The sequence below is a fragment of the Arthrobacter alpinus genome (assembly GCF_900105965.1).
In the GTDB taxonomy this organism is placed as follows: Bacteria; Actinomycetota; Actinomycetes; order Actinomycetales; family Micrococcaceae; genus Specibacter; species Specibacter alpinus.
On sequence record NZ_FNTV01000001.1, the window covers coordinates 467,540 to 493,880 of the forward strand.

Genomic DNA, 26,341 nt, shown 5'->3' on the forward strand with positions numbered 1-26,341 from the left:
AGAATCTGCCATGAGCCGTACAGGAAAATTCATCTTCCTCGGCCTCTGCCTGATCGTGACGATCTTCCCGCTGTACTGGATTGTGGTCACCTCCCTCAAGGCACCCGGCACCATCTATTCACTCCCGCTGGATTACTGGCCCAAGGAAATCTCCTTCGAGAACTACATTGGGCTCTTCACCAAGAGCGACTTTGGCCAATACATGATCAACAGCCTGCTGGTGGCAACCGTCGCGGCAACGGTCGCCACGCTTATCTCCCTGCTCTCGGCCTATGTGCTGGCACGATTCCAATTCTCCGGCCGCGGCTGGGTTTTGGGAGCGTTCCTGCTAACCCAGATGATCCCCGGATTCATCGCGCTGGGTCCGCTGTACATGATGATGACCAAGTTCGATCTGGTCGATTCCAAGACCGGCCTGATCCTCGTGTACATCGCCGTCTGCATCCCGTTCTGCACCATCATGCTGCGCGGCTTCTTTGAGAACGTGCCGGATGCGTTGGAGGAGGCGGCCATGATCGATGGCTGTTCACGCCTCAGCGCGCTCTTCCGGGTATTGGTTCCGGTCATGATGCCCGGTATCGCCGCCAGCTTCATCTTCAACTTCGTCAACTGCTGGAATGAACTGTTCCTGTCCGTGACGCTCATGAATAGTGACGAGAACAAGACCATCCCCACTGCGCTGGCGGGCTTCATCTCCAGCTTCAACATCGACTGGGGCTCCATGTCAGCCGCGGCCGTGCTGACGGTGGTGCCGACCCTGGTGATCTTTGCTTTCGCCAGCAAGTTCATTGTGCAGGGCCTGACGGCGGGAGCCGTGAAGGGCTAACCTTCCCTCCAACGCGGCATCACTTAACGTCGGGTTTTTCCCAACGCTCCAGCAATGTCTGAACTGCTCCCCGAAAGTCGGAACTGAAGATCTCAGTCCAACTTCCGGGGAGCAGTTCACGCTGCAGGAGCGTTCCTCGTTTAAGCCCCACTACCGCAGGAGCGTTGGGGTGGGACGGGACAGGGGCGTCTTAACGCGGGGTGACGATGCCTGTTTCGTAGGCGATCACCACTACCTGTACACGGTCGCGGGCATTCAACTTGGCCAGAATATGCCCTACATGGGTCTTGACGGTTGCTTCGGAAACGAACAATTGACGGGCGATCTCAGGGTTGGAGAGACCGTTGGCAATGAGCACGAAGACCTCATGTTCACGTCCCGTGAGGCTCGCGACCGCCGCTGTGTGGGCGTCGTTGGCCGGGCTCGGCGCGGACAGCATGGGCGCCACGTGGTCCAAGAGCCGTCGGGTCGTGGAGGGCGCAATCACGGCATCGCCGGCGTACACGGTCCTAATGGCGCCCAAAAGTTCCTCGGGCGGAGCATCCTTGAGCAGGAAGCCGCTGGCCCCGGCCTGAATCGCGGCCAGCGCGTATTCATCCAGATCAAAGGTTGTCAGGACCACAATCTTTAGCTCCGCCAGCCACGACCCGGCCGGTGCGGCCTTGGTGCGCTCCATGAGCTTGCGCGTCGTTTCCAGGCCGTCCATGCCGGGCATGCGCACGTCCATGAGAATCACATCGGCCGCGGTGGCTGAAAGTCCCGCCAGCGCCTCGATGCCGTTGCCGGCCTGCAGGACAACGTTGAGATCGGGCTGGGAATTGATCAGCATGCCGAGTCCGGAGCGGACAAGTTGCTGATCGTCCACCAGGGCAACGCGAATGGGGGAGATAGATGTCATAAGGATTAGTTCTCCGAGTAGGGGATGAAAGCCGTGATGCCGAAGCCGCCGCCGGTCAGTGGACCTGATGAAAGGCTGCCATCATAAAGCTTGACGCGTTCGGCCATGCCGCGCAGCCCGTTTCCGCCACCAGTGCCGGACGGTGCAGCGGCGGCCTCCGTGACCGGGGTGGCGGCACCGAGCCTTGCTCGCCCGGATGGCATGGGAACGGCAGGAATCCCTGCCGTCGACAGGCCCGCGGTGGCTCCGCGCCCATCGTCTTGGACGGTCACGGTGAGCCCTCGGGCGTTCCAGCTGAGGTTAACGCTGGCCTGAACATTCGGGCCGGCATGCTTCATGACGTTCGTCAGGCCTTCTTGGACCGCGCGGTAGGCGGTGAGCTCGGCGCCGGGCGGGAGCTGGCGGCGGGCCTCGCCCGTGACGCTGTAATCGATGGGCAGGCCGGCCGCCCGGATGCCGAGCAAGAGCTCATCAAGATCCCTCAGGCCCGGCAGCGGGCGGGTGGAGGCTTCGTCGTCTCCGCGCAGCACACCCAGCAGGCGGCGCATTTCCTGCAGTGAAGTTCGGCCCGTGGCTGCGATCGTGGCGAGGGTTTCGGGCGCAATTTCGGGGCTCTCCACGGCGGCGTACCTTGCGCCATCGGCCTGGGTGATGATGACGGAGAGTGAGTGGGCAATGATATCGTGCATTTCGCGGGCGATGTGGGCGCGCTCATCGCTGGCTGCCAGATCACGCTCATGCTGGGCTTCAATTTCCAGACGGCGTGCGCGGTCCGAGAGTGCCTGCTCGCGCAGGCGCTTGGTGCGCGTTAGGTCTCCGGCCGTCCAACTGAACAACACCAGAACCCAGACCATGATGATCATGACAATGCCGTAGGGGATGTCGGCCAGAGAGAGTGAGGTCAGGTTGTAGAAGTACCGGGTGACCAGCAAGATGGCACCGATGAGGGCCAGGCCGAGCCCGCCAAGGCTGGCCCACCGCGGCCCGAAGGCGGCCAGCGCATAGACGATGAGCGGCACGGCAATGTCGGCAGGCACCGGTGGTACATGCAGGGCCCACTGAAGAATGGCGACCCCAGCAATTAAGCATCCGGCCAGGACTGTCCGGGTCCGGCGCCAGGCCAGGGGCACAATGAGGGCCGTGGCGAATATTCCGGCAACGACCATGTCCACAGTGGAACTGGAGTAGCCGCCGTCGGCCACGCTGAACGGCATGGCCACAAGCCACAGCACCGCCATGAGGACAAAGTCCACGGCGAAACGGTGCCGGCGGAACCAGTCGTAGATGGAATGCATGATCACACCCTCAACTCTAGGCGGAGTGCAGGCCGCAGGCGTCAGGCCCAGGGTGGAGATTCGTGTTGCCGGAGCAGTCTTGAAAGCGGGTGATCAGCCGCGCTTGCGAGCGGTGGCCGTGATGCGGCCAGCCATGCTCTTGAAAATAGTCCCGTGGAACGGCAGGACCGCCAGCCAGTACAAACGGCCCCAGAGTCCGCGCGGGAAAAAGATGGCCCGTTGGCGGAACACGCTGCCGACTCCGGCGGCCTGTGGAGTCACCTCAAATTCCAGCCAGGCCCTACCCGGCACTATCATCTCTGCCCGCAATCGGAGCAGATGCCCGCGCTCCAAAGATTCCACTCTCCACCAGTCCACGGTGTCGTTGAGCTGTAGACGGTTGGGGCTGCGCCGTCCCCGGGCCAGGCCGGCTCCGCCAGCGAGCTTATCCATCCAGCCACGAACACTCCAGGCGAACGGCAACGAGTAGTAGCCGTTCTGTCCACCAATTCCTTCAACAACATCCCAGACCTGGCCGGCGGGGACATCAGTTGTCTTGCTCCGTTCATCCGTGAAGACGGTCAGCCCGGCCCAATCGGGGTCGCTGGGCAGCGGCTCGGCCGGTGCACTGAGTGCGTGGGCGGCAGCCCAAGTGGTTTCAACCGCGTCCGCCTCGATCTTTTTTAGGGCAAGTTCCACCGCCCGCTTGTAGGTTGTTAGTCCACCGGCGGGGTCCGGAATGTACGCAGCAATGTCCTTTTCGCCGGCCACACATGAATGCTGCAGCGATTCGACAAGTGGCACGGCCAGGCTCCGGGGGACAGGCGTGACCAGGTTCACCCATTGGGCCGCAAGCCATGGCGTCAGGACAGGCAACGGGACGATGACTGGGCGCCGAAATCCCGCGGCTTCGGCATAGCTGCGCATCATGTCCGCATAGCGCAGGACCTCTGGTCCGCCAATATCAAAGGTCCGGTTGAGCTCTCGTGGAAGCGAAATGGCGCCGAGAAGGTAGTGAAGGGCATCCCTGATGGCGATGGGCTGAATGTTGTTCATGACCCATTTGGGAGCTGGCATGACCGGCAGAACATCTGTCAGATGCCTGATCATTTCAAAACTAGCGGAACCCGAACCAATCACCAGGCCAGCCTGCAAAACCGCTGTTGGCGTGCCCGAGGCCATGAGAATCTCGCCAACTTCCTTACGGGAAGCCAGATGGCGGCTGAGTTTGCCTTCGGGGTGGAGGCCGGAAAGATACACCAGACGGTTAACTCCGGCTTCCCGGGCTGCCTGACTGAGGTTGAGGGCGCACAGGCGTTCAACCCGCTCAAAATCGGCAACCGCTGCCGGACCACCAGACATGGAGTGAACCAGATAATAGACAACCTCGGTCCCCGTGCACAGCTCGTGCGCCGTGCGAGCCTCTTCCATCGAACCTTCGATGATGATGACTTGCTCGCTCCACGGAACATCCCGGAGTTTGTCGCGGTGACGGCTCAAAACGGTGACCTCGTGTCCGGCATCCAGCAGCAAGGGAATGAGCCGCCCGCCAATGTATCCGGTGGCTCCTGCAACGGCAATCCTGGCCATGTTCCCAACCTTCGGCTCGACAAAATCTATTTGTTCCACCATTATGTAGTTAGATTTTCTTATTATCAATCCATGGAGTTACAAATGAGCGATACCCAAGAATTCCCCCTCAGGGGCCAGATGCACCAGGCTTCAGTTCTGGTGCGTCAGATTCTTGTGCTCAATGAGGACATGGAATTCCTCATGCGTCGTGAAATGGATGTCAACGAAACCGATTTTCAGGCCATGCAGCACCTCATGAAGCACCGCTGCATGTCTCCTGGTGAATTGGCCCAGCTGCTGCACCTGACACCCGCGGCCACCACCACCGTGATTGACCGCTTGGTGGGCAAAGGTCATGTCCTGCGGGCCCCCCATCCAACTGACAGGCGGCGTTGGCTCATAAGCGCCAGCGAAGAGTCCGTTCGCGCGGCCATGGCGAAGCTGATGCCGATGATTTTGGAGGTGGATGAAAAAGTCCGCGGCTATGATGACGCTGAACAGGCAGTGATTGTCGACTTCCTTGGCGGTGTGGTTGGGGCCATGGGCAACCGCATCGCCGCGCTGCAGAACTCCATCCCTGGGCCGGAAGGTCCAACTGAACCCAGCAACGGTGAAAGGTGAGATGTGATGACGTCAACCAAGCAAAGCCACAACCCTCTTCATGCGGAAACAATGAGTGAGAACAACTGCGGTCATGCGACGGGCCGTGCCTATGCTCCGGTGAACGGCTGCATGGTCTGCGAGGCCGTATCAGACTGGGGGACGTTGAAGGATCAGGTTCAGGCGACCCTTGATGAATATTTTCAGGACCAAGAGCAACGAGCCCGCAACTACTCGGCTGCATTTGGTGATTTGTGGGCCAAAATGGCCCTAACCACCAAGGGTGGCAAGTGGATGCGGCCCAGACTGGTTTACGTCACCTACTCGGCCTTTGGTGGGAGCGACACCCGGGCGTGTGGCGAGATGGCGGCTGCCTTCGAGGTCCTCCATGCTGCCCTTCTGGTGCACGACGACGTTATTGACAGGGATTTCATCCGCCGGGGTGCTGCAACGATTGGTGCCGGATACCGTGACATGGCTGCGAATCTAGGGCGAGATCTTCCTGACGCTGAACACGCCGGTTTTTCTGCGTCCATAATTGCCGGCGATCTGCTGCTGACCGGTGCCCTGCGCTTGGCCACGTCGGCGTCGAGGGGCCATCCCCACAGTGTCACGATCCTTGAAACCATGCATGAGGCAATTTTTGCTGCGGCTGCCGGTGAACTTGACGATCTGTTGTTCTCTCTTGGGGATGGGAACGCCCAATTGCCCGAGGTCCTGAAGATGGAGCGGCTGAAAACGGCCGTCTACTCCTTCGAGATGCCGCTCCGTGCTGGGGCCTTGTTGGCCGGGCAAACCTTGGAAACTGCTGACGCGCTGGCAGCCGTCGGGCGCGACATCGGCATTGCCTACCAGGTCATCGATGATGTCTTGGGAACGTTTGGTGACGCAGCAGAGACAGGAAAATCCATTGATTCTGACCTGAGGGAAGGCAAACGCACCATTTTGACAACTTTCGCCGCAGAGGCGGAGGAATTCACGGCCGTTCTTCAATCGTTTCGTGGCGGACGTGTGGACGCAGATGCCATCCGGGATGTGTTGCGCCAACTGGGGGCCGAAAAATTTGCGGTGGGACTGGCTCAGTCCCTTGTTTCAGATGCTCTGGACAGGGCCCAGGAACTTGCCCTGCCAGCATCGCTGTACGCGGAACTGTCCGATATTTGCGAATACGTACTGACCAGGAGGAGCTGACCATGGGAATCGACCCGCTGGGCCACTACTCTGACACCGCCACTCGAAGCGCTGGCGTGGTCATCGGGAGCTATTCGACGTCGTTCGGGCTCGCTTGCTGGATTCTAGGCGCCAAGGAACGCCGACACATCGAAAATATCTATGCCCTGGTCCGGGTGGCCGATGAGGTGGTTGATGGGGCCGCAGCTGCTGCCGGGCTCGACGCGGACGCAGTCTGCTGGCAGCTCGATAATTTGGAACACGAGACCGAACGGGGCATGAAATGTGGATATAGCACCAACATGGTGGTCCATGCTTTCGCCCTGACTGCCCGCGCAACCGGGATTGACACACAGTTGACCAAACCATTTTTTGAGTCGATGCGCACAGACGTGCACAAAACCCTGCATTCGCCAGACACCCTGACCCAATATATTTATGGCTCAGCAGAGGTGGTGGGGCTGATGTGCCTGAAGGTGTTCAAGGGCATGAAAGGTGCCAAGGCAGGCCATGATGAGGAACTAGCCCATTCTGCTCGCAGCCTGGGTGCGGCCTTTCAAAAGGTGAACTTTCTTCGGGATCTTGGTGCCGACAGCGCTGATCTTGGACGTTTTTACTTCCCGGGTCTTGACCCGGCGGCCTTCAACGAAACGCACAAACGGGAACTTCTCGATGAAATTCGCCAGGACCTGTCCGCCGCCCGCGCAGGGATGGTCTATCTGGCCCCTGCCGCTCGACGCGCCGTGCGGCTTGCCCATGATCTGTTCCTCGCACTCGTTGAGAAAATCGAACGAATTCCTGCCCAGGAACTGGTTCAGGGGCGGGTGCGAGTTCCCGGCTGGCACAAGGCCTACATCGCATTGAGGGTCTTCATGGGAGCTGCGGCTGGTGCCGGAGACAAGGCGCTGCCCAGGGAAGCTACCCGATGAGCAAAAAGTTGGGCAAAGACAGAAAAGCGTTCCGGAGTTCAAGCAGGGAGCTTGGATTGGGTGTGGACCAGTCCACCGGGCAATCCTGCGTCGTCATTGGTGGTGGAATATCCGGACTTGCCACGGCCGCATTGCTAGCCCAAGACGGGAACATCGTCACCATCTTGGAGAAGGAATCGCAACTGGGAGGCCGGGCGGGCCGCTGGGAACGCGATGGGTTCACTTTTGACACCGGCCCCAGCTGGTACCTCATGCCGGAGGTGATCGACCACTGGTTCAAGCTGATGGGAACCAGCGCCGCAGCAGAACTGAAACTGTCCCGTCTGGACCCTGCTTACAAGTTGTGGGGAAACGGCGCAGCCCACAATGACACCGAGGTCCGCACAGGCCGAGGTGACGCCGTCGAACTCTTTGAGTCGCTGCAGCAAGGTTCGGGACAGCAACTGGGCCGGTATCTGGATTCGGCGAAGTTGGCCTATGAACTCGCAAAGAAACACTTCCTCTATGATCCGTTTGTGACCCTGCGCGGTTTCCTCAATCCCGCTGTGCTCCGGCACGCCCCGCGGTTGGCTGCCCTCCTGACCCGGAATCTGCACAGTTTCGTGGCGGCACGTTTTACGCACCCCCTCCAGCAACAGATACTGGGCTACCCCGCCGTATTCCTGGGCACCAGTCCCTACAAGGCCCCTTCGATCTACCACCTCATGAGCCATCTGGACCTTCAGGACGGGGTCCTGTATCCGCAAGGCGGGTTCGCCGCCGTCGTCGATGCCATGGAACGCGTGGCACTGCGAGCCGGTGTGGAAATCATCACCGGCGCCACGGCGACCCAGATACTCACCGAATCCACGGACAAGCGAGACCGCTGCAAGGGTGTCGCGTGGCGTGATTCCAGCGGCGAGCAACACAGCACACCTGCCAACCTGGTGGTGGGTGCCGCCGATCTGCACCACGTAGAAACGGCGCTGCTCCCCGAGAGGTTGCGCATGCACAGTGCCAAGACGTGGGCCAAAGCGGATCCTGGCATTAGCGCCGTCCTGGTCTGCTTGGGCGTAAAGGGAACGCTGCCCGACTTGGGCCACCACAATCTTTTGTTCACCGATGACTGGCAGGACAACTTCGCCCGGATTACCAATGGCCGGACACTGGACAGCACCACGTCCTTGTATGTTTGCAAGCCCAGCGCCACTGATTCCACTGTGGCACCGGAGGGGAGTGAGAACCTTTTTGTTCTGGTTCCCGCACCCGCCCTGACGCAGTGGGGAAAAGGCGGGTACGACGGCGCAGGGGCGCCACAGGTTGAAAAGGTCGCCGACGCGGCTATCGCCCAGGTGGCGGAGTGGACCAATATTCCAGACCTCGCCGAACGCATTGTGGTACGGCGCAGCTATGGCCCGGCCGATTTTCAAGACAACTTTAATGCGTGGCAGGGGAGCGCCCTGGGCTTGGCTCATACCCTGCCTCAGAGCGCATTTCTTCGCCCGGGAAATTCGAACTCCAAGGTGGATGGGCTCTACTATGCAGGAAGCTCAGTCCGTCCTGGTATTGGTGTGCCCATGTGCATGATCAGCGCAGAGATCGTTCTGAAACTGGTGCGCGGTGACAACAGCCCCGGGCCTTTGCCCGAACCTGAATACCTCGGTGAGCGCAAGGACCCCACCCATCGCACCGCCGCGGTGGATGCGCCATGATCTATCTGACTATTCTGCTGCTCTTGCTTGGCTGCATGGTTCTGCTTGATGCACGGTGGAAACTGTTCCTCTTTGGCCGTCCGCTGGCAGCCGCGTTGGTTTTGGTTCTCGGCATGGCGTTCTTCTTGACCTGGGATGTGGCGGCCATCCAAGCTGGCATCTTCCTGCACCGGGACTCACAGCTCATGACGGGGATCATGCTTGGCCCACAACTTCCCTTGGAAGAGGGGTTCTTCCTGCTGTTCCTGTGCTACCAAACCATGATTCTCTTCACGGGAGTGGAACGGTTCCTGCGGCAAGACCGCAGGCGGGGACGGAAGCCAAATAGGAGGCAGCTATGAATTTTGCCCAGCTCAACGCCATCTTCCTTGTAGTTGCCGCGCTAATCTTTGCCACTGCCCTCTGGCGCAGCAGAAAACCGTACTCCGTGGTGATGGCCGCATCGGTTTCGATCCTGGTTCTGGTGGTGCTGACGGTCATCTTCGATAACGTCATGATTGCTTCCGGACTTTTTGACTACGGAGGGCATACCCTCAATGGGCTTCGACTGGGACTTGCCCCGATCGAGGACTTTGCCTATCCCGTGGGTGGGGCGCTGCTGCTGACCGGGCTCTGGACGCTGTTCGCCCGGAGGGAGACCCAATGAAAAATCTGTTCATGACTTCCCGCCCGGTGTCCTGGGTGAATACGGCCTATCCCTTCGCGGCAGCATACTTCCTGGCCACGCAGAGAATTGACTGGGTTTTTGTGGTGGGAACATTTTTCTTCCTGATTCCATACAACCTGTTGATGTACGGCATCAACGATGTGTTCGACTACGAATCGGACCTGCTCAACGCCCGCAAGGGCGGAGTGGAGGGGGCCGTCCTGGATCGCCGCCATCACCGATTTGTCCTGTGGGCCTCGGTGCTCTCCGTAGTCCCCTTCTTAGCTGTGCTTGCGACGCAGGGAGACCTGTTGGCGAATGGTGTCATGGCGGTGTCCTTGTTCGCGGTGATCGCCTACAGCGCCCCACATTTGCGCTTCAAGGAGCGTCCCTTCCTTGACTCCTTGACGTCCAGCACCCATTTTGTGTCCCCGGCTCTCTACGGACTCGTCCTGGCCCAGGCCCACTTTTCGGTAGGCATGTGGGCGGTGCTACTTGCGTTCTTCATTTGGGGCGTGGCCAGCCATGCCTTTGGCGCCGTCCAGGATATTGTGCCGGATCGTGAAGCAGGAATCGGCTCGATCGGCACAGTCCTGGGAGCTCGAGCCACCGTCTGGATTGCGTTCAGCGCCTACCTCATTGCGGGAGTTTTGATGCTCTGGACTTCAGTGCCGTTGGCTGGATTGCTGGTCTTGCCGTATTTGGCCAATGTTGCGCCCTTCCTCAGAGTCACTGACACCACCTCGGCCCAAGCCAATGCAGGGTGGAAGCGCTTCTTGTGGCTGAACTATTTAACCGGATTTCTGGTGACGATGACCTTGATTTGGCTGGTCTTGCAGAGGATCCCTTGACCTGCACCTGGTTCCGGCGCAGCTCACTGTCCACACCGATTCACTCGCTCCAAAGAAAGGCCACCCCATGAATGCCTCCATTGCCTGGTTCCGCGACGACCTGCGCGTGGCAGACAATCCTGCCCTCCTCGCCGCAGCTGCTGACGGTGAGGCCGTGGCACTTTATGTTCTTGATGAGCAGTCACCGGGGATCCGCCCGCTGGGTGGCGCCGCTAAATGGTGGCTTCATCATGCACTTGAAGACCTGCGTAATGAATTGCAGGATCTGGGCATCCCGCTGATCCTGCGCCACGGCCCCGGTGCACAGGCTGTGGCAGAGGTCATCAGCGAACTTGGGGCCGACGCTATCTACTGGAACCGCCGCTATGGGGGACCGGAGCGGGATGTTGACGCGGCCGTGAAATCCCGTGCCCTCGAGCGCGGCCTTCATGCTGAGAGTTTCCAAGCCAGCCTTCTCCATGAACCCTGGACCGTCACCACGGGAGCAGGCAACCCCTACCAAGTCTTTACGCCCTTCTGGCGCACAGTCTCCGCCCATGATTTCCGGGCACCGCTGGAGCGCCCCGCCACCGGAAATGGCTTAGGTGGAAAGCTGCCCGACGGCGACCCGCTGGACACGTGGGCCCTGTTGCCCACTGACCCCGACTGGGCCGGTGGCCTGCGTGAAACCTGGCGCCCCACGGCTGCCGCAGCACGTGGGTTGCTGGCAGATTTCCTTGACGGGCCAGTGGGGGAGTATTCGGAGGCGCGCGACCGGCCCGATCAGTCAGGCACCAGCAGGCTCTCGCCCTACCTGCGGTGGGGCCAACTGAGCCCCTTCCAGATCTGGGCTGCGCTCGCAGCCAAGCGTCGTGACAGTGAGGTCGCCGGATTGCCCGGCCCTGCCGTGTTTGCCTCCGAGCTTGGGTGGCGGGAATTTTGCTGGCACCAGCTGTATCACCACCCGGACCTGGCCACAGCCAATCTGCGCGGGCAGTTCGATCAATTTCCGTGGCGAAGCGCCGGGGAGGATGGACTTGCGGCCGAGCACCTGTCCGCCTGGCAGCAGGGGAAGACCGGAATTCCGTTGGTGGATGCCGGGCAGCGGGAATTGTGGCATACAGGGGTTATGCACAACCGGGTGCGCATGGTGGCGGCCAGTTTCTTGATCAAGAATCTTGGCTTTGACTGGCGCGTTGGCGAACAGTGGTTTTGGGACACCCTGGTTGATGCCGACGCCGCCTCCAACCCTGCGAACTGGCAATGGGTAGCGGGATCGGGTGCCGACGCTGCCCCGTATTTCCGCATCTTCAACCCGCTGACGCAGGCCAAGAAATTTGATCCCGTGGGCAAATACGTCACCCGCTGGGTGCCCGAGGTATTGACGCCGCTTTACCCGGAACCCATTGTGGACCTGCAGGAGAGCCGCCGAACCGCCTTGGAGGGCTACGCTTCCATCAAATCCTGATCTCATAATGTGGGATGCTTTGCCCATCATGTGGATGGTTTCGCTAGGCTAAATTCATGAGTGCATCGAATAACACAGCTGTTGTAGACACCGCCGTCATGGACATTGCTGTCATTGCCGGTGACGGCATTGGCCCCGAGGTCACCGCGGAGGCCGTCAAGGTCCTGAAGAAGGTTTCCGCCACCGAGGGCCTCGAGCTGACGCTTACCGATTACAAGCTTGGCGCAGAGCACTGGCTGGCTACCGGCGAGACCCTGCCGGACAGCACCATCGAGGAACTTCGCGGTCACGACGCCATCCTCTTTGGCGCCGTAGGTGCCGCGCCCGGCGATACCTCCATCCCGTCCGGCCTGATCGAACGCGAGATGCTCCTGAAGCTGCGCTTCGCGCTGGATCACTACGTGAACCTGCGCCCTTCCTTCTTGTACGACGGCGTACCCTCGCCTTTGGCGAACCCCGGCACCATTGACTTCATTGTTGTCCGCGAAGGCACCGAGGGCCCCTATGTTGGCAACGGCGGCGTGCTGCGCAAGGGCACCCCGCAAGAAATCGCCACGGAAGTTTCAGTCAACACCGCATACGGCGTTGAGCGATTGGTTCGCGACGGCTTCCGCCGGGCCAACGAACGCCCGCGCAAGAAGCTCACCTACGTGCACAAGCACAACGTGCTGGTCTATGCGGGCCACCTCTGGAAGCGAACGGTCGAGGCCGTCGCTGCAGAGTTCCCGGATGTCAGCGTTGACTACCTGCACGTGGATGCGGCCATGATCTTCCTGGTGACGGATCCGGCACGCTTTGACGTCATTGTCACAGACAACCTCTTCGGCGACATCGTCACCGACCTTGCCGCTGCCGTTACCGGCGGCATTGGACTGGCCGCCTCGGGCAACATCAACATGGACCGCACGGCGCCGTCCATGTTTGAGCCTGTCCACGGCTCGGCTCCGGACATTGCCGGCCAACAAAAAGCAGATCCGACGGCGGCCATCCTTTCCGCCGCGTTGTTGCTGAGCCACCTGGGCCACCATAGTGCCGCGGCGAAGATTGAGGCGGCCGTTGCCGCCGATATTTCCACCCGTGATGCTGCGTCACCCCGGGCGACCAGCGCCGTCGGCGACGCAATCGCGGCGGCGCTCTAACGGCGTCGTACCTTAGTAAGGTGCGCTCTTGCTCTACGGCCCGGCAGCCCGGCGTTCGGCTAGGTGGCGGCGGGAGTAGGCTTGAGGGTATTGACAACGAGTGCGCAACGGAGCCGATCAATTTCGTGGGGGCTCCGACACTCAGCAGGGCATAAAAATGTGGAGGAAGCATGACCCAGATCGCCAATGAGCTGACCTTTTCCCAGCAGCGCAATGAAAACCCGAAGAGCATCGCCGAGCGGGACGCCATTTTGGCCAGCCCCGGGTTTGGCGATTACTTCACGGACCACACTGCCGTTGTGGATTTCAAGGTTGATGCAAACGGTGAAGGCGGATGGCAGAACGCGCGCATTGAGCCGTACGGCCCCATTCTCATGGACCCGGCTGCCGCTGTTCTGCACTATGGTCAGGAAATCTTTGAGGGCATGAAGGCCTACCGTCACGCGGATGGTTCCATCTGGACGTTCCGGGCCGATGCCAACGCCGCTCGCCTGAACGCCTCCGCACGCCGCCTGGCATTGCCGGAATTGCCTGTCGAGACGTTCCTGGAATCGCTGCGCCAGCTGGTGAGCATTGATCAGGAATGGGTCCCCACCAACGACGGCGACGCCCTGTACCTGCGCCCGTTCATGATCGCCACCGAGGCGTTCTTGGGTGTCCGTCCGGCCCGCGAGGTGTCCTACCGGGTCATCGCATCGCCTGCCGGCAACTACTTCGGCGGCGAGCTCAAGCCCGTTTCCATCTGGCTCACCACCACCTTTGCGCGCGCCGGCGAAGGCGGCACGGGCGAGGCCAAGTGCGGTGGCAACTACGCCGCATCGCTCGCGGCCCAGATGGAAGCCGAATCCAACGGTTGCAAGCAGGTCCTGTTCCTTGACCCGCACAATGACAACGCCGTTGAAGAGCTCGGCGGCATGAACGTCTTCTTCGTGTTCAAGGACGGCACGCTGGTCACCCCCGAGCTCAACGGCCACATCCTGCACGGCATCACGCGTTCCTCGGTCATGCAGCTGGCGGCCGATCGCGGCCTCAAGGTCCAGGAACGCAAGATCACGATTGACGAATGGCGGACGGGTGTTGCCTCCGGTGACATCACCGAGGTCTTCGCCTGTGGCACCGCCGCGGTCATCACCCCCATCGGTGAGCTGAAGACGGCCGAGGGCACCATCGCCTCGCCGGCACAAGGCATCGGCGAGGTCACGGCCGCCATCCGCGAACAGCTCGTGGGCATCCAGACCGGCGTCATCGAGGATCTGCACGGCTGGCTGACCCGCCTCGCATAACTTCTTGGCAGCCGCTGATCGAGCTCGTCGAGATCCGCGCCCGTCCCCCATAAATGCGCCCCGTAGACAGGGCGCATTTATGGGGGACGGGCGCGGATTTGTTTAAGTTCGACGGCGGGACGCCCACCTGACGTGTCCACGTCCCCATGGAAATTCGTTTCCGGGAAATGTAACGTAAATCACCAATCCGGAAACTACCTGTTTATGGCGGCTTTTTGGCCGTGCGAAGTTATCAAACTGAGCAGCAGGAGGATCAATTATGTGGAAGCGAAAAGCGGTAACGGCACTTGTTTTGACAGGCGGACTGGCATTGGGGCTGCCCGCAGGCGCGCAGGCTGCCCCGGCCCACCATCCACTCGAAGGCACCGACCCCACCGAGACCGGCTGCAACATCGGCGCATATGTGGTGAAGTCATGGGACATGCGCAACGCCGTGTACAACGAGGTCCAGGGTTTGGCACAGCTGGTTTACTCGCCGGGCCGCCGCTGTGCCTGACTCTCGGCGTTAGGAATCATTTCCAGGCGCTGGCGCGGCAGCGAGGACGCCTGGTTCTGCTGGATGTATTCGAGCATCGACTCCCTGACCAGACAGCGCAGGTCCCAGAGGTCCCCGCTGTCCGCGGCGCTGACCACAATCCTGATCCGGACCATGCTGCCCACGGCGTCGGTCACATCCAGGTTGCCGGTGCGGCCATCCCAGAGTTCGGTGGATTTCAGCAGGACGGCCAGATGGGCCCGCAATGCGGACACCGAAACATCCCAGTCCAGGTCAAGGTTCACGCTGCCCGAGATTTTGGGGCTATTGCGGGTCCAGTTCTCAAAAGGGGTGGTGGTGAAGTAGGTGGAAGGAAGGATCAGCATCCGTTCGTCCCACACCTGCACCACAACATAGGTCAGGGTGATCTCCTGGACCCGTCCCCACAGGCCTTCCACGACCACCACGTCATCATTCCTGAGGGCGTCGGTGAAGGCCAGCTGGACGCCGGCGAAGACATTTGCCAACGAGCTTTGGACGGCCAGGCCGGCGACTATGGAGATGAGTCCGGCGGAGGCCAGGATCCCCGTCCCCAGCGCCCTGACTTCAGGAATTGTCAGCAGCAGCCCGGCCACGGCCAGCGTGATGACCAGGGCGCTGATGATCCGGCGCCCCAAGGTCACCTGCGTCGTGAGCCTGCGTCGGCGTCGGTTGTCGGTGACGCGTCCGTTGAATTGTCGCAGGACCATGCGTTCGGCCACCACCAGGGCGGCCAGCAGTAACCAGCACAAGGCCGCAATGAAGCCTGCCACCAGAACAAAATCAACAGGGGCAGACCACGGTTGTTCGTTCATGGTGGAGGCTAGTGCGATGCGCAGGCCCACACACAACAGGACAAGGAACACCGGTGCCTTGGCCGGTGCGGAGCGTTGTTTGAAATCCGGTATCTTGCGGAAGGCGTGGTTCGTGGCCAACCGCAGGAGGAATGTGACCAGCAGCGCCGCGGCGACCGCGGCGAGAATCGCCAGAATGGGTTTAATCGCCAGCTCGAGTTCTTCCATCCATCCATCGTGACAGGGGAGCCTGGGGGTTTGTCCAATTGGCCGCCGTGCCCGACTTTCCCGCTAGACTCGAACACATGCGTATAGCCCGATTTGTTGTAGATAATGACCCCATGTACGGCATTGTGGAAGGGGAGCCCGGCAGCGAATTCGTCAACGTCATCAAGGGCGACCCCTTCTTCAACGGAGTGGAACGAACCACCATCAAGCACGCCCTCGTGGACGTGCGCCTCGTGGCGCCGATCATCCCGCGCAGCAAAGTGGTAGGCGTGGGCCGCAACTTCGCCGATCACGCCCGCGAATTGGGCAACGAGGTTCCCGAAAGCCCGCTGCTGTTCCTCAAGCCCAACACCAGCGTCATTGGCCCCAACGAGCCCATCATCTTGCCGGAATTCTCCGAGGAAATCTCCTACGAAGCAGAGCTGTGTGTCGTCATTGGCCGCATCTGCAAGGACGTCCCGGAAGAACGCGTTGACGAGGTCATCTTCGGCTACACCTGCGGCAACGATCTCACGGCACGCGACGTCCAGGCCGGCGACGGCCAGTGGGCCCGCGCCAAGGGCTTCGACACCTCAGCGCCCCTCGGGCCGTGGATCGAAACCGATCTGGACCCCGACGACCTCAACATCAAGGGCTGGCTCAACGGCGAACTCCGCCAGGACGGCAGCACCAACCAGATGGTCCGCAGCGTCCGCGAACTCGTCTCTCTCGTCTCGCATGCCTTCACCCTTCTGCCGGGCGATGTCATCATGACAGGCACCCCGGCCGGAGTGGACCTGCTCACCGAAGGCGACCGCTACGACGTCGAAATCGAGGGCATCGGCCGTCTCTCCAACCCGGTGGTCCGCCGCTGACGGCTGTATCCAAGAGTCACTCGTGTGCCGCCGTCGTGAATATACGACGGCGGCACAGTAGTTTTGCGTTTAATGGGAGTTGGGCTGGGGGAGGGTTGTGCGGAAGTGACTACTTTAGTTGGATGTGCCGACACAGGACTGACTTTTAAACTCGATACATGAACATAAAAACTTTGCCGATCGGCAGTCCCTGGCGAACCGTGTTGCTGGTCATTGTGGTGGCTGTGGCCGATGTGCTGCTCTCGGCCATCTCGATCGGATTGGGCATGGACAGTGGATCTGTTCCTGACCCGGAGCATTCCGGCATTGAATGGATCAGGTTTGCAATCGCCCCCATTCTGGCCCCGTTGGGTGCGGTAGCCCTCATCTGGAGGCACAGGTTCCCCAAAACAGTGGCTGCAACAACGGCCGTCCTTGGTGCGTTGTCCTTTAGCTTCACAGGGTTCTTTGTGGCGCTCTTCCTGCTGGCCAAGCGCCGGTTGGACTGGTGGGTCGCAGCAGTGATTGCCCTTAGTCTCGGTGTCGAAACGCTCGTGGGGATCGAGCCTTTGACCTGGGATGTAGCGCTGGTTGGCGTTGTAGGGCTTGCAGCCATTTCCGCTTGGGGCGCGTACCGGGGGCAGAAAGGCAGGACCCTTGACTCGCGCATGCTCTCACTTCGGGAGCGGGCAGAGCTGGCCGAGGTGGAACGAGCAGCTGAAACAGAGCGCAGCAGATTGGCTGAGCGGCACAGGATTGCGCGCGAGATGCACGACACGCTGGCCCATCGAATGTCGCTCGTAGCGGTTCAGGCTGCTGCGCTGCAGGTTGATGCTCCAGATGCTGACACCGCCCATGCTGCCAGGGTGATCCGGGAAACCGCGCATGCCGCACTGGGTGAATTGCGTGAGGTGCTTGGAGTTCTTCGCGAGAAGGAAACGGCACAAGCACCGACGGCGCCGTCCGGCATTGCGGATATCCCCGCCTTGGCGGATCAGTGGCGGCAGGCTGGAGTGGCTGTGGAGTACGTGCCACAGCCAGGGCTGACGACTGACGGCATCCCGGATGCGGTGGGCAGGGCGGCGTTCCGTGTGGCTCAGGAAGGGATCACGAATGTTGCCCGCCACGCTCCCGAGGCAAGGGCCACCGTGACGCTGGAACGCTATAGTTCCGAATCCAATGGTCCCGAATCCGAACTCCGCATCACCGTCGTGAACGGGCCAAGTGTTTCCGGTGACGCTGCGCCGGGAGCTGGGCGTGGTCTCATTGGGCTGGCCGAACGCATTCGTCTCCTCGCCGGAAGCCTGGAGCATGGTCCAACAACGTCAGGGTTTGAACTTAAGGCGCGTATCCCGTTCACTCCGCAAGCAGACCAACAAAACATCGAGGCAACCAGTTGATGGAGAAGATCCGGGTCATCGTCGTCGACGATGAGCAGCTGGTCCGTGCGGCGCTGGTGAAGATGGTCAACTCCCGGACAGACATGTCGGTGGTGGGCGAGGCCGCCAACGGTCCGCAGGCGGTGAGGTGCGCGCAAACGCAACGCTCCGACGTTGTACTGATGGACGTGCGGATGCCCGGCGGCGACGGGATTACGGCCACGGGCCAGCTTCGGGCACTGCCCGATCCGCCGCAGGTACTGGTGCTGACAACATTTGATGCGGACGATTATGTTTTTGCGGCCTTGGAAGCCGGGGCTGCCGGATTCCTGCTCAAGGACACGGATCCGGATCGCTTGTTCCATGCCGTCCGGGCTGTGGCTGCGGGGGAGGGCATGTTGGCGCCGACCGTGACCCGGCGATTGATCGAGAGGACGCGCGAGCGGGCCGCCGCCTCTAAATCGAAGGTGGCGGTGGCCAGGTTGGAGTTGTTGACGGCGCGCGAGGCAGAGGTGCTGGATGCTGTGGCGCGGGGGATGAGCAACGATGGCGTCGCGCAATTGCTGTTCCTCAGCGAGGCCACCGTCAAGACGCATGTCTCGAAAATCCTCTCCAAGCTGGAGCTGGACAACAGGGTCCAGGCCGCGCTGCTTTTTCGCGACGCCCATCACTGAACCGCGTGATGATGGACCTATGTGCCCGGTACCTTCGGTTTCGGCAATGTTTTTCACCGAATTTATGATTTCTCCGCCCGGCCCGGAAACATGCGGAAGAATGCGGGTGTCTCCGCGCATTTTCTGAAATCCCAGACAATCCGCGGCACCTTAAAGCTGTGATTGGCATCACGCACTTATTTCGTCGTAGTACGCTTGGTTAGCCCTTTGAGACTGCATTTGTGGCAAAAGTGCGAATTTTAGACATTTGTCAGTGGGGCAACCCCCGACTAAAGGATTTTGCGTGACAACTGAAGCAACTGACGCTGCAACACCGCTTGCCGGCTCAGACACCCTCACTGCCGAGGGATATCAAAAGACGCTCAATCGTCGCCAGGTCACCATGATCGCGATGGGTGGCGCCATTGGTGTTGGCCTGTTTATGGGGGCAGGCGGACGACTCGCATCCACCGGCCCGGCCCTGATCTTCTCCTACGCCATTGCCGGCGTCATCGCCTACCTGCTGATGCGGGCCCTGGGCGAACTCATCATGTACCGCCAGACCTCGGGATCCTTTGTTTCCTATGCCGGTGAACTGTTCGGCAAGAAGGGCGCGTTCCTTTCCGGCTGGATGTACTTCATCAACTGGGCCATGACAGGCGTGGCTGAGCTCATCGCCATCGGCCTCTACTTCCAGTACTTCTTCCCGGGCGTTCCCGTTGAAGTGAGCGCCTTCTGTGCCTTGATCCTGCTGGTGGCGGTGAACCTGCTCAGCGTAAAGGCTTTCGGTGAGTTTGAGTTCTGGGCCTCCTGCCTGAAGGTCGGCGCCATCTTGATCTTCCTGGCAGTGGGTGCCTACATGGTCATCACCAACGCCTCCGTTGGTGGCGGTCATGCCAGTGTTGGCAACTTGTTCCACGAACAAGGAGGCATGTTCCCCAAGGGTGGAATGGTCATGATCTTGGTGCTCAACGCCGTGATCTTTGCCTACAACGCCATCGAACTCGTAGGCATTACAGCTGGCGAGATGAAGAATCCCGCCCGCGAGGTGCCCAAGGCGATTCGCGCCGTGGTACTTCGCATCGTGGTCTTCTACGTTGGATCGGTGACTCTGCTGGCCATGATTATGCCCTCCGATCAGTACAAATCCGGCGAAAGCCCCTTCGTGACGGTTTTCTCCGCCATGGGGCTGGACTGGGTGGGATCGGTCATGAACTTTGTGGTCATCACCGCGGCACTTTCCTCGTGCAACTCGGGGCTGTACTCGATCGGCCGGATCTTCCGCACCATGGCCAACAACGGTCATGCGCCGGGTTGGCTGACAAAGATGTCCTCACGCCACGTGCCGTACGCGGCCATCTTGAGCATCGCCGGCGTTTACGTGGTGGGAGTGTTGGCCAACATTTGGCTGGGCGGCTCGCACGCATTCGACTTGGCGTTGAACACAGCCTCCATCGGCGTGATCTTCACCTGGGGATCCATCTTTGCCAGCCAGATCATGCTGCGCAAGAGGAAGGGAAATGTTTCCTCCCTGCCCATGCCCGGATCGCCCTGGACCAGCTGGGTTGGCTTGATTGCCCTGCTCATCATCACGGTGCTGATCGGCTTTGACACCATGACCGCTCCTGATGGCAGCGTCTTCCTGCTGGGTCTGTGGACACTGTGCACCATCCCGTTCTTTGCCGTGGTCCTGTGGCTCGGATGGCAGTTCGTGAAGAACAACGAACCCAAGAGCGAGCTCTTCAGCTGACACCACTGAAAACGGACGGCGTTCGCGCTTTCGGCCACAGGGCTGCCTCTGGCCGAAAGCGCGAACGCCGTCCCTTTTCATGCCTGGATGTTGAGAGCTAGTCCCGCCGCGCTGACGTTCGACGGCGGATCATGACCGTCAGGGCGATGGCCACCAAAAGGGCGCCGATGATGGCCAGGATGGGTGCTGGCGATGAGACGGCCCCCGCGGGCGTTACTGCCGAAACACCGGAATACAGGTCTTGAGAGCCATCTGCAACTTGGCTGTTGCCTGCGGCCAGCGCGTCTGCCCCGTCAGCCATGAGGCTGGCCCCCGTTGCCAAAGCCGAGGAACCGTCGGCAATCTTCGAGTTTCCGTCTGCAAGTGCCGTGTTGCCGGAAGCAAGTTTTTGGGCTCCGTCGGCCAGTGCCTTGCTGCCAGCCAGCAATCCGGAGCCGGCCTGGTCCGGGGTCCCCGCGACGCCCTCAGTGAGAGCCTGCGTGCCGACGGCCAACTTTTCCGTGCCTGTCTCCAAGTTCCTGGTTGCATACAGCAGGCCGGGACGTTCGGGATCGCCGGGCGTGCCGTCCATGCCGTAGACCAGCAGTTGGGTCCCGGCGGTGAGCTTTTCGGTGCCGGCCGAGAGCTTTGAGCTGCCATCGGCCAGTTCGGCAGTACCGTCGATTAGCCCCTTCTTGCCAGCGGATCCGCTCAGGCCGGCTGCGATTTGACCGGTTCCGGTGGAGAGCTTGCCGGTGCCAGCGGAAAGAGCGCTTGATCCGGCTGCCAGAGACTGCACGGCCTTGAGCAGACCAGGCTGAGATGAATCACTGGGCACCCCATGAATGCCCACCATCAGTTGCTGGGTCCCCGCATGCAGTGCCGTGGCACCTTCGGAGAGTTGCTGGGTTCCGTTGGAAAGTTCGACGGCGCCTGCCGCAAGCTTTTGGGTGCCGGCAACAAGCCCGGGATGGGTGGCATCGTTGGGCACACCGTTGAGCCCTGCAGAGAGTTGGGTTGTTCCAGCGGCAAGCTGTTGGGCTCCGGCCGATAGTTGCTGGGCACCTGACACAAGACCCGGATTGCCGGGATCGGTGCTGTTGAGTTTTTGGCCCAACACGCCAAAGCCGGCCTTGAGTTGCTGGCCTCCGGCAGCTAGATCGGAGCTTCCCGCGGCAGCCTGCTGGGCGCCCGCGTCCAAGGCCGCCAGCTTGTCCAGCATCGCGCCGACAGGCGTCAACGGGTTGGCCTTGGAGAAGGCCAGCAGCTGTGACATTCCCTCGCTGAGGGCGGCGATGCCCTCGGCCGGAGCTCCTGCGGCGGAACCGTGACCGGCCAATTGCGTTGCACCTGCGGATAATTGGTTCACGCCATCCGCCAGATTTTGAGGGTCTGCACCGGTGGAGGAGGCCGTGAGGCCGGCGGAGAGCTGTGAGACACCGGCGGCCAATCCCTTGGCGCCCGTGCTCACCTGCTGGGCTCCGGTGTTTGCCTGTGTAGCCCCGGCGCCGAGGGCTGCCGCGCCGGCTGAGGCAACGGCTGCCCCGGCACTCAACTGTTGCGCACCGGAGTTAAGTTTGGCGGCGCCCACCACTGCAGCGCCGACACCCTTGTCCACTGCCCCGATGCCAGGTGCCAGCTTTGTTGTCACACCGTCGGCCACGGATGCAGCGCCGGAGGAAAGTGCCTTGGATCCTGCGAACAATTCCTGGGCGCCGGTGTTGGCCGCAAACACGCCCGGGGCGAGTTGATTTTTGACGCCGTCCGCGATGGTCCAGGCTCCGGTAAACAGATCCGAGCCGCCCGTTGCCAGTTGGTTGGCGCCGTCGTCAACCGAATAGACACCGGGAGCGAGCTTGTTGCGAACGTCGGCCGCGGTTTTGGCTGCTCCGGCGGACAATGCCTGCGCGCCCTCATTGGCCCCAGCCAGTCCCGGCAAAAGCTTTTCTTCAACACCCTCGCTGAGCGCCATTGCTCCGCTGGAGAGTTTTCCGGCACCAACGCTGGCATCGGCGGCGCCTTCCGCCGCTGTGGCCGCGCCCTTGGACAACGCGGCCGCGCCCTGGTCCAGATCGGTGGCTCCCTGTTGGAGCTTGTTCGCTCCAGCAGAGGTGAGCTTTGAGCCATCGCTGAGTTGTGAGGCGCCCGTGGCAATCTTTGTTGTGGTCAAGGCGAAGAACACAATCAGTCCCAAGACCAGCAGTCCAAGAACAACATGGGCAATGTAGTGGTTTCTGACGGTCCTGTGCAACGGCGCGCCTGTGGTGCTGCGGGTCATGGGCAGTTCCTCACGAAAGTTGGAAGAATGTGATGTAGCTAACAACTTAAGCTACTGCCGAGTAACATACAGGAGGGGGTGGCGCTTAAGTCAACCGTTATATAAACGTGACCTCAAGTGCGGGTGAAAATGATTGTGGCGAGCGTCGGTTTGTGAGCGTCCCGGCCGGGCGCCAATGAAGGGGCGTTATTCGGCCAGGATCGCGTCGATCTGTCCCATGGCCTCGCGCATTCCCTCTTCCATGCCCATCTCCAGCATCTTGCCCATCTGCTCTTCACTTTCAAAGACGGTCGACACGGTCATGCGCGTGGTGATGCCAAAGTCCTCCAGTGTGACAGTTACGCGGGCCGCACCCATCTCGGTCATGGGGCGCCCGTTTTCATCGGCAAAACCGTCGTCGAACTCCAGCAGGTGGGGCCCGGCGACGGAGGTGAAGTGCCACCAGCCGCGGGGCTTTTCGCCGTCGGGGCCGGTCATGAAGTAGGAAACCTTCCCGCCCCGCTTGAAGTCGAAATGTTCAAAGGTGGCCGGCCAGGTGGGCGGGCCCCACCAGCGCTCCAGCTGGCGCGGATCCTCCCAGATCTGCCAGACCCGTTCGACGTGGGCGTCGAACTTGGCCTCGATAGTGAGGCTCAGCTCTTCGGGATTCTTGGTGGAATTAACAACAGTCATGGCGATGCCTTTCGTTATCCTTCTGCCAGGATGTCGGCGATCCGCACGGCGCGTTGCCGCCAGAGCGCCTCATATTCGTCGAGCAGTTGGCGGGCCCTCTGCAGTCCGTCGTGATTGGCATTCACCATCTGCTCCCTTCCGCGCTTTTCCTTGGTGACGAGGGAGGCGCGTTCCAGCACGGCCACATGCTTCTGGACCGCCGCGAAACTCATGGCGTAGAGGGTGGCGAGACCCGACACCGAGAACGGTTCGGAACTCACCCGGCGGACTATGTCCCGCCGGGTTGCATCCGAGAGCGCCTGGAACAGGCGGTCGACGGTTTCTTCGCTGAGCTGATCTACAACCATTTGGTTGTAGAATACGCCCGGCCAAAATGTGCTGTCAAGGGGTTCGTGAAGATTGCTCACGGACCCCGCGGCGGGCCGATCCGGCGTCGACTGCGGGAGAGATGCCGCTGCACAATGCCACTGCACAACGCCGCTGCACAACAAGGAATCCGCGGGGCGGCTAAACTGGAATCATCATGACTACTGCAGCCCAAATCCCCACTGTCACCGCTGAAACCCCTGTCCGGGTGCGTTTTTGCCCGTCGCCCACCGGAACGCCCCACGTTGGGCTGATCCGCACGGCCCTCTTTAACTGGGCCTACGCCCGCCACACCGGCGGCAAGTTGATTTTCCGCATCGAGGACACCGATGCCAAGCGTGACAGCGAGGAGAGCTACCTGCAGCTTCTGGATGCGCTGAAGTGGCTCGGCATCACCTGGGATGAGGGTGTTGAGGCGGGTGGCCCGCATGAGCCGTACCGTCAGTCGCAGCGAGGCGAGATCTACAAGGACGTCATTGCCAAGCTGGTTGCCGGCGGACATGCCTATGAGTCCTATTCCACACCCGAAGAGGTGGAGGATCGTCACAAGGCGGCCGGCCGTGACGTTAAGCTTGGATACGACAACTTTGATCGTGACCTCACCCCCGAGCAGATTGCTGCTTTCAAGGCCGAGGGTCGTTCGCCTGCTTTGCGCTTGCGCATGCCCGATGATGACATCACGTTCAACGACTTGGTCCGGGGCGAGATCACCTTTAAGGCAGGATCAGTCCCGGACTACGCAATTGTCCGTCCCAACGGCGCTCCGTTGTACACGCTGGTAAACCCCGTCGACGATGCCCTCATGGGCGTCACCCACGTGCTGCGCGGCGAGGACCTGCTGTCATCCACCCCGCGCCAGGTTGCCCTGTACAACGCGCTGTACGCCGTCGGCGTTGCCGAGTACATGCCGCTGTTTGGTCACCTGCCCTATGTCATGGGTGCCGGAAACAAGAAGCTCTCCAAGCGTGATCCGGAGTCCAGCCTGTTCCTCCACCGTGACCGCGGCTTCATCCCCGAGGGACTGTTGAACTACCTGTCCCTGCTGGGCTGGTCGCTCTCCGCCGACGAGGACATCTTCACCGTTGACCAGCTCGTGGAGAACTTTGACGTTCACGACGTCTTGGGAAACCCGGCTCGCTTCGACATCAAGAAGGCCGAGGCCATCAACGGCACTCACGTGCGCATGCTTGAGGCCACCGATTTCCGCAACCGTCTGGTCCCGTACCTGCAGGCTGCCGGGCTGGTGGGGGAGACCCTGAGTGATCGTGAGAGCGAGATCCTCACCGAGGCTGCGCCACTAGTCCAGGAACGCATCACCCTGCTGGGTGAGGCGCCGGAGATGATTGCCTTCCTGTTCAAGGCCGACGACGCCGTTGACGTCGCCGAGGATGCGCTCAAGGGCATGCCCGAGAACCTGAGTGAGGTCCTGGAAGCCGCCCTGGCGGCTCTGGAATCACTGCAGGCTTGGGATGCCGAGTCCATCCAGGTGGCGCTGAAGAGCGCCCTGGTGGAGGGGCTGGGCATCAAGCCGCGCTTCGCCTTCGGCCCGGTGCGTACTGCAGTATCCGGCCGCAAGGTCTCTCCGCCGCTCTTTGAATCCATGGTGATTCTGGGCAAGGAGTCCTCGCTCACCCGCCTGCGCGCGTTCAAGGGTTAAGCACCTTGACGCTGAGCACTTCACACAACACCGCTGAGTCTGCCCCTTTTGAGGGGCAGATCAGCGGTGTTTTGTTTGATATCGATGAAACCCTCGTGGATCTCGTAGCGGCCATGAAGGATGCCATGGTGTTTGCTTCGGCCAGCCTGTTGCCGGACTTTACAGCTGCGCAGTGGGAGGATTTCTCGGCGCTCTACATGGCGGATCCGCACAACTATTACGACCGTTACGTAGCCGGCGAGTTTACCTTTGCCCAGCAGCGCGGCCTGCGGGCCCGCCTGGTCTTTGAACGGCTGGATGTGGCCTTTGACGCCACGGCAGAGGAGCGATGGATCAGCGACTTTGAGCTGGCACAGCCCAAGTCCATCCGAGCTTTTGCGGACGCCGCGCCACTCCTGGACGTGCTCGACGCCGCTGGCATCCCCTACGGTGCCGTGAGCAACAACGTCCACGACTACCAGCGAGCCAAGCTGGATACTGCCGGGCTTTCCCGCATCGGCGTCCTCGTGGGCATTGACACTGTTGGTGTGGCCAAACCCGATCCGGCGATCTTTCATGAAGGCTGCCGCCAGCTGGGGACGGTGCCGGCCGAGACCGTGTACGTGGGGGACAACTACCTGGTTGACGGGGTGGGTTCCGTTGCGGCGGGGCTGCAGGGTGTCTGGTTGAACAGGGTAGGCGACGTCCCGGCGTCGGACGTTGAAGGTGTGCCCGCCGTTGCCACCCTGGCGGGCCTTGCCGCGTTGCTGGGGTTGTAGCTTGAAGGGTTAGCCGGCCCTGAAAGCCGGGTGTGACGCACGACGCAGTCAAAAAGGGCATTCTCGTTTTGGTGTTCTGCAAACTCTCGGGTATAGTTTTATCCCGGCGCGAGAGCCGCTGAAAGACCGGGGAAACCCGCGGATTTCAAGCTAA

25 protein-coding genes are annotated in these 26,341 nt (G+C 61.1%); 18 read left to right on the top strand and 7 right to left on the bottom strand.

What is annotated here, in order from left to right:
* The first annotated feature begins 10 nt into the window (after positions 1-10).
* Positions 11-826 (top strand): carbohydrate ABC transporter permease, encoded by an 816-nt coding sequence (locus BLV41_RS02095; RefSeq protein ID WP_239437070.1) that lies wholly within the window; start codon positions 11-13, stop codon positions 824-826.
* Positions 827-1,016: 190 nt separating this feature from the next.
* Here the strand turns inward: BLV41_RS02095 and BLV41_RS02100 are convergent, their stop codons facing one another.
* The 3 genes from BLV41_RS02100 to BLV41_RS02110 form a co-directional block, all read right to left on the bottom strand.
* Complete coding sequence (locus tag BLV41_RS02100; protein WP_074710130.1) at positions 1,017-1,724, bottom strand: response regulator; 708 nt, start codon at positions 1,722-1,724, stop codon at positions 1,017-1,019.
* A gap of 5 nt (positions 1,725-1,729) precedes the next feature.
* Complete coding sequence (locus BLV41_RS02105; RefSeq protein ID WP_074713047.1) at positions 1,730-3,019, bottom strand: sensor histidine kinase; 1,290 nt, start codon at positions 3,017-3,019, stop codon at positions 1,730-1,732.
* 93 nt (positions 3,020-3,112) lie between these two features.
* The gene (locus tag BLV41_RS02110; protein ID WP_074713048.1) at positions 3,113-4,588 is read right to left on the bottom strand and encodes an SDR family oxidoreductase; all 1,476 of its coding nucleotides are present in this window, start codon (positions 4,586-4,588) and stop codon (positions 3,113-3,115) included.
* An 84-nt stretch (positions 4,589-4,672) separates the two neighbouring features.
* Here BLV41_RS02110 and BLV41_RS02115 point away from each other — a divergent pair, with 84 nt between their 5' ends.
* The 11 genes from BLV41_RS02115 (at position 4,673) to BLV41_RS02165 (ending at position 14,822) form a co-directional block, all read left to right on the top strand.
* A complete protein-coding gene (locus tag BLV41_RS02115) occupies positions 4,673-5,191 on the top strand; it encodes a MarR family winged helix-turn-helix transcriptional regulator (protein WP_074710133.1) in 519 nt (172 codons plus the stop codon).
* Positions 5,192-5,242: 51 nt separating this feature from the next.
* A complete protein-coding gene (locus BLV41_RS02120; protein WP_170835405.1) occupies positions 5,243-6,361 on the top strand; it encodes a polyprenyl synthetase family protein in 1,119 nt (372 codons plus the stop codon).
* 2 nt (positions 6,362-6,363) lie between these two features.
* Positions 6,364-7,269, top strand: a complete 906-nt coding sequence (locus BLV41_RS02125) for a phytoene/squalene synthase family protein (RefSeq protein ID WP_074710136.1) — start codon at positions 6,364-6,366, stop codon at positions 7,267-7,269.
* A complete protein-coding gene (gene crtI, locus BLV41_RS02130; RefSeq protein WP_083360554.1) occupies positions 7,266-8,960 on the top strand; it encodes a phytoene desaturase family protein in 1,695 nt (564 codons plus the stop codon). The genes BLV41_RS02125 and crtI overlap by 4 nt, the downstream gene beginning before the upstream one ends.
* Positions 8,957-9,301 (top strand): lycopene cyclase domain-containing protein, encoded by a 345-nt coding sequence (locus BLV41_RS02135; RefSeq protein WP_044579456.1) that lies wholly within the window; start codon positions 8,957-8,959, stop codon positions 9,299-9,301. Before crtI ends, BLV41_RS02135 begins: the two co-directional genes overlap by 4 nt.
* Entirely contained in the window at positions 9,298-9,606 is a 309-nt protein-coding gene (locus tag BLV41_RS02140; RefSeq protein ID WP_074710139.1) for a lycopene cyclase domain-containing protein, read from the top strand. The genes BLV41_RS02135 and BLV41_RS02140 overlap by 4 nt, the downstream gene beginning before the upstream one ends.
* 11 nt (positions 9,607-9,617) lie before the next feature.
* The gene (locus BLV41_RS02145; RefSeq protein ID WP_244516701.1) at positions 9,618-10,457 is read left to right on the top strand and encodes a prenyltransferase; all 840 of its coding nucleotides are present in this window, start codon (positions 9,618-9,620) and stop codon (positions 10,455-10,457) included.
* 67 nt (positions 10,458-10,524) lie between these two features.
* The gene (locus BLV41_RS02150; RefSeq protein WP_074710144.1) at positions 10,525-11,904 is read left to right on the top strand and encodes a cryptochrome/photolyase family protein; all 1,380 of its coding nucleotides are present in this window, start codon (positions 10,525-10,527) and stop codon (positions 11,902-11,904) included.
* Positions 11,905-11,960: 56 nt separating this feature from the next.
* Positions 11,961-13,043 (top strand): 3-isopropylmalate dehydrogenase, encoded by a 1,083-nt coding sequence (locus BLV41_RS02155; RefSeq protein ID WP_074710147.1) that lies wholly within the window; start codon positions 11,961-11,963, stop codon positions 13,041-13,043.
* Between the two features lie 170 nt (positions 13,044-13,213).
* Positions 13,214-14,326, top strand: coding sequence for a branched-chain amino acid aminotransferase (locus BLV41_RS02160; protein ID WP_074710150.1), 1,113 nt, complete (start codon positions 13,214-13,216; stop codon positions 14,324-14,326).
* A gap of 259 nt (positions 14,327-14,585) precedes the next feature.
* A complete protein-coding gene (locus BLV41_RS02165) occupies positions 14,586-14,822 on the top strand; it encodes a hypothetical protein (RefSeq protein WP_074710153.1) in 237 nt (78 codons plus the stop codon).
* On the opposite strand, the gene BLV41_RS02170 is transcribed toward BLV41_RS02165, so the two are convergent.
* Complete coding sequence (locus BLV41_RS02170) at positions 14,795-15,862, bottom strand: mechanosensitive ion channel family protein (protein ID WP_074710156.1); 1,068 nt, start codon at positions 15,860-15,862, stop codon at positions 14,795-14,797. The two genes, BLV41_RS02165 and BLV41_RS02170, sit on opposite strands and share 28 nt — an antisense overlap.
* 77 nt (positions 15,863-15,939) lie before the next feature.
* Between BLV41_RS02170 and BLV41_RS02175 the strand changes: the two genes are divergently transcribed.
* From BLV41_RS02175 to BLV41_RS02190, 4 genes are all read left to right on the top strand, one after another.
* A complete protein-coding gene (locus BLV41_RS02175; protein ID WP_074710159.1) occupies positions 15,940-16,716 on the top strand; it encodes a fumarylacetoacetate hydrolase family protein in 777 nt (258 codons plus the stop codon).
* 158 nt (positions 16,717-16,874) lie between these two features.
* Positions 16,875-18,095: a histidine kinase gene (locus BLV41_RS02180; protein WP_083360555.1), complete on the top strand. Its 1,221-nt coding sequence runs from the start codon at positions 16,875-16,877 to the stop codon at positions 18,093-18,095.
* A complete protein-coding gene (locus BLV41_RS02185) occupies positions 18,095-18,748 on the top strand; it encodes a response regulator (RefSeq protein ID WP_074710165.1) in 654 nt (217 codons plus the stop codon). Before BLV41_RS02180 ends, BLV41_RS02185 begins: the two co-directional genes overlap by 1 nt.
* A gap of 283 nt (positions 18,749-19,031) precedes the next feature.
* The gene (locus tag BLV41_RS02190) at positions 19,032-20,477 is read left to right on the top strand and encodes an amino acid permease (protein WP_074710168.1); all 1,446 of its coding nucleotides are present in this window, start codon (positions 19,032-19,034) and stop codon (positions 20,475-20,477) included.
* A gap of 97 nt (positions 20,478-20,574) precedes the next feature.
* On the opposite strand, the gene BLV41_RS02195 is transcribed toward BLV41_RS02190, so the two are convergent.
* From BLV41_RS02195 to BLV41_RS02205, 3 genes are all read right to left on the bottom strand, one after another.
* Positions 20,575-22,734, bottom strand: coding sequence for a YhgE/Pip domain-containing protein (locus BLV41_RS02195; protein ID WP_074710171.1), 2,160 nt, complete (start codon positions 22,732-22,734; stop codon positions 20,575-20,577).
* 186 nt (positions 22,735-22,920) lie between these two features.
* A complete protein-coding gene (locus tag BLV41_RS02200) occupies positions 22,921-23,406 on the bottom strand; it encodes an SRPBCC family protein (RefSeq protein ID WP_074710174.1) in 486 nt (161 codons plus the stop codon).
* A gap of 14 nt (positions 23,407-23,420) precedes the next feature.
* Positions 23,421-23,753, bottom strand: a complete 333-nt coding sequence (locus BLV41_RS02205) for an ArsR/SmtB family transcription factor (RefSeq protein WP_074710176.1) — start codon at positions 23,751-23,753, stop codon at positions 23,421-23,423.
* Positions 23,754-23,929: 176 nt separating this feature from the next.
* Here BLV41_RS02205 and gltX point away from each other — a divergent pair, with 176 nt between their 5' ends.
* Positions 23,930-25,429 carry a glutamate--tRNA ligase gene (gene gltX, locus BLV41_RS02210; RefSeq protein ID WP_074710179.1) on the top strand — a complete coding sequence of 500 codons (1,500 nt, stop codon included), beginning with the start codon at positions 23,930-23,932 and terminating at the stop codon, positions 25,427-25,429.
* A 5-nt stretch (positions 25,430-25,434) separates the two neighbouring features.
* Entirely contained in the window at positions 25,435-26,187 is a 753-nt protein-coding gene (locus BLV41_RS02215; RefSeq protein ID WP_074710182.1) for an HAD family hydrolase, read from the top strand.
* Positions 26,188-26,341: the final 154 nt, after the last annotated feature.

Bases quoted from the DNA above. Each gene is read 5' to 3' on its own strand.
- BLV41_RS02110 (WP_074713048.1), bottom strand. From the start codon at position 4,588: ATGGCCAGGATTGCCGTTGCAGGAGCCACCGGATACATTGGCGGGCGG.
- BLV41_RS02200 (WP_074710174.1), bottom strand. From the start codon at position 23,406: ATGACTGTTGTTAATTCCACCAAGAATCCCGAAGAGCTGAGCCTCACT.
- BLV41_RS02170 (WP_074710156.1), bottom strand. From the start codon at position 15,862: ATGGAAGAACTCGAGCTGGCGATTAAACCCATTCTGGCGATTCTCGCC.
- BLV41_RS02140 (WP_074710139.1), top strand. From the start codon at position 9,298: ATGAATTTTGCCCAGCTCAACGCCATCTTCCTTGTAGTTGCCGCGCTA.
- BLV41_RS02165 (WP_074710153.1), top strand. From the start codon at position 14,586: ATGTGGAAGCGAAAAGCGGTAACGGCACTTGTTTTGACAGGCGGACTG.
- BLV41_RS02120 (WP_170835405.1), top strand. From the start codon at position 5,243: ATGAGTGAGAACAACTGCGGTCATGCGACGGGCCGTGCCTATGCTCCG.
- BLV41_RS02145 (WP_244516701.1), top strand. From the start codon at position 9,618: ATGACTTCCCGCCCGGTGTCCTGGGTGAATACGGCCTATCCCTTCGCG.
- BLV41_RS02115 (WP_074710133.1), top strand. From the start codon at position 4,673: ATGAGCGATACCCAAGAATTCCCCCTCAGGGGCCAGATGCACCAGGCT.
- BLV41_RS02205 (WP_074710176.1), bottom strand. From the start codon at position 23,753: ATGGTTGTAGATCAGCTCAGCGAAGAAACCGTCGACCGCCTGTTCCAG.
- BLV41_RS02105 (WP_074713047.1), bottom strand. From the start codon at position 3,019: ATGCATTCCATCTACGACTGGTTCCGCCGGCACCGTTTCGCCGTGGAC.
- BLV41_RS02100 (WP_074710130.1), bottom strand. From the start codon at position 1,724: ATGACATCTATCTCCCCCATTCGCGTTGCCCTGGTGGACGATCAGCAA.
- BLV41_RS02095 (WP_239437070.1), top strand. From the start codon at position 11: ATGAGCCGTACAGGAAAATTCATCTTCCTCGGCCTCTGCCTGATCGTG.
- BLV41_RS02125 (WP_074710136.1), top strand. From the start codon at position 6,364: ATGGGAATCGACCCGCTGGGCCACTACTCTGACACCGCCACTCGAAGC.
- BLV41_RS02150 (WP_074710144.1), top strand. From the start codon at position 10,525: ATGAATGCCTCCATTGCCTGGTTCCGCGACGACCTGCGCGTGGCAGAC.
- BLV41_RS02180 (WP_083360555.1), top strand. From the start codon at position 16,875: ATGAACATAAAAACTTTGCCGATCGGCAGTCCCTGGCGAACCGTGTTG.
- BLV41_RS02160 (WP_074710150.1), top strand. From the start codon at position 13,214: ATGACCCAGATCGCCAATGAGCTGACCTTTTCCCAGCAGCGCAATGAA.
- BLV41_RS02195 (WP_074710171.1), bottom strand. From the start codon at position 22,734: ATGACCCGCAGCACCACAGGCGCGCCGTTGCACAGGACCGTCAGAAAC.
- BLV41_RS02185 (WP_074710165.1), top strand. From the start codon at position 18,095: ATGGAGAAGATCCGGGTCATCGTCGTCGACGATGAGCAGCTGGTCCGT.
- BLV41_RS02155 (WP_074710147.1), top strand. From the start codon at position 11,961: ATGAGTGCATCGAATAACACAGCTGTTGTAGACACCGCCGTCATGGAC.
- gltX (WP_074710179.1), top strand. From the start codon at position 23,930: ATGACTACTGCAGCCCAAATCCCCACTGTCACCGCTGAAACCCCTGTC.
- crtI (WP_083360554.1), top strand. From the start codon at position 7,266: ATGAGCAAAAAGTTGGGCAAAGACAGAAAAGCGTTCCGGAGTTCAAGC.
- BLV41_RS02135 (WP_044579456.1), top strand. From the start codon at position 8,957: ATGATCTATCTGACTATTCTGCTGCTCTTGCTTGGCTGCATGGTTCTG.
- BLV41_RS02175 (WP_074710159.1), top strand. From the start codon at position 15,940: ATGCGTATAGCCCGATTTGTTGTAGATAATGACCCCATGTACGGCATT.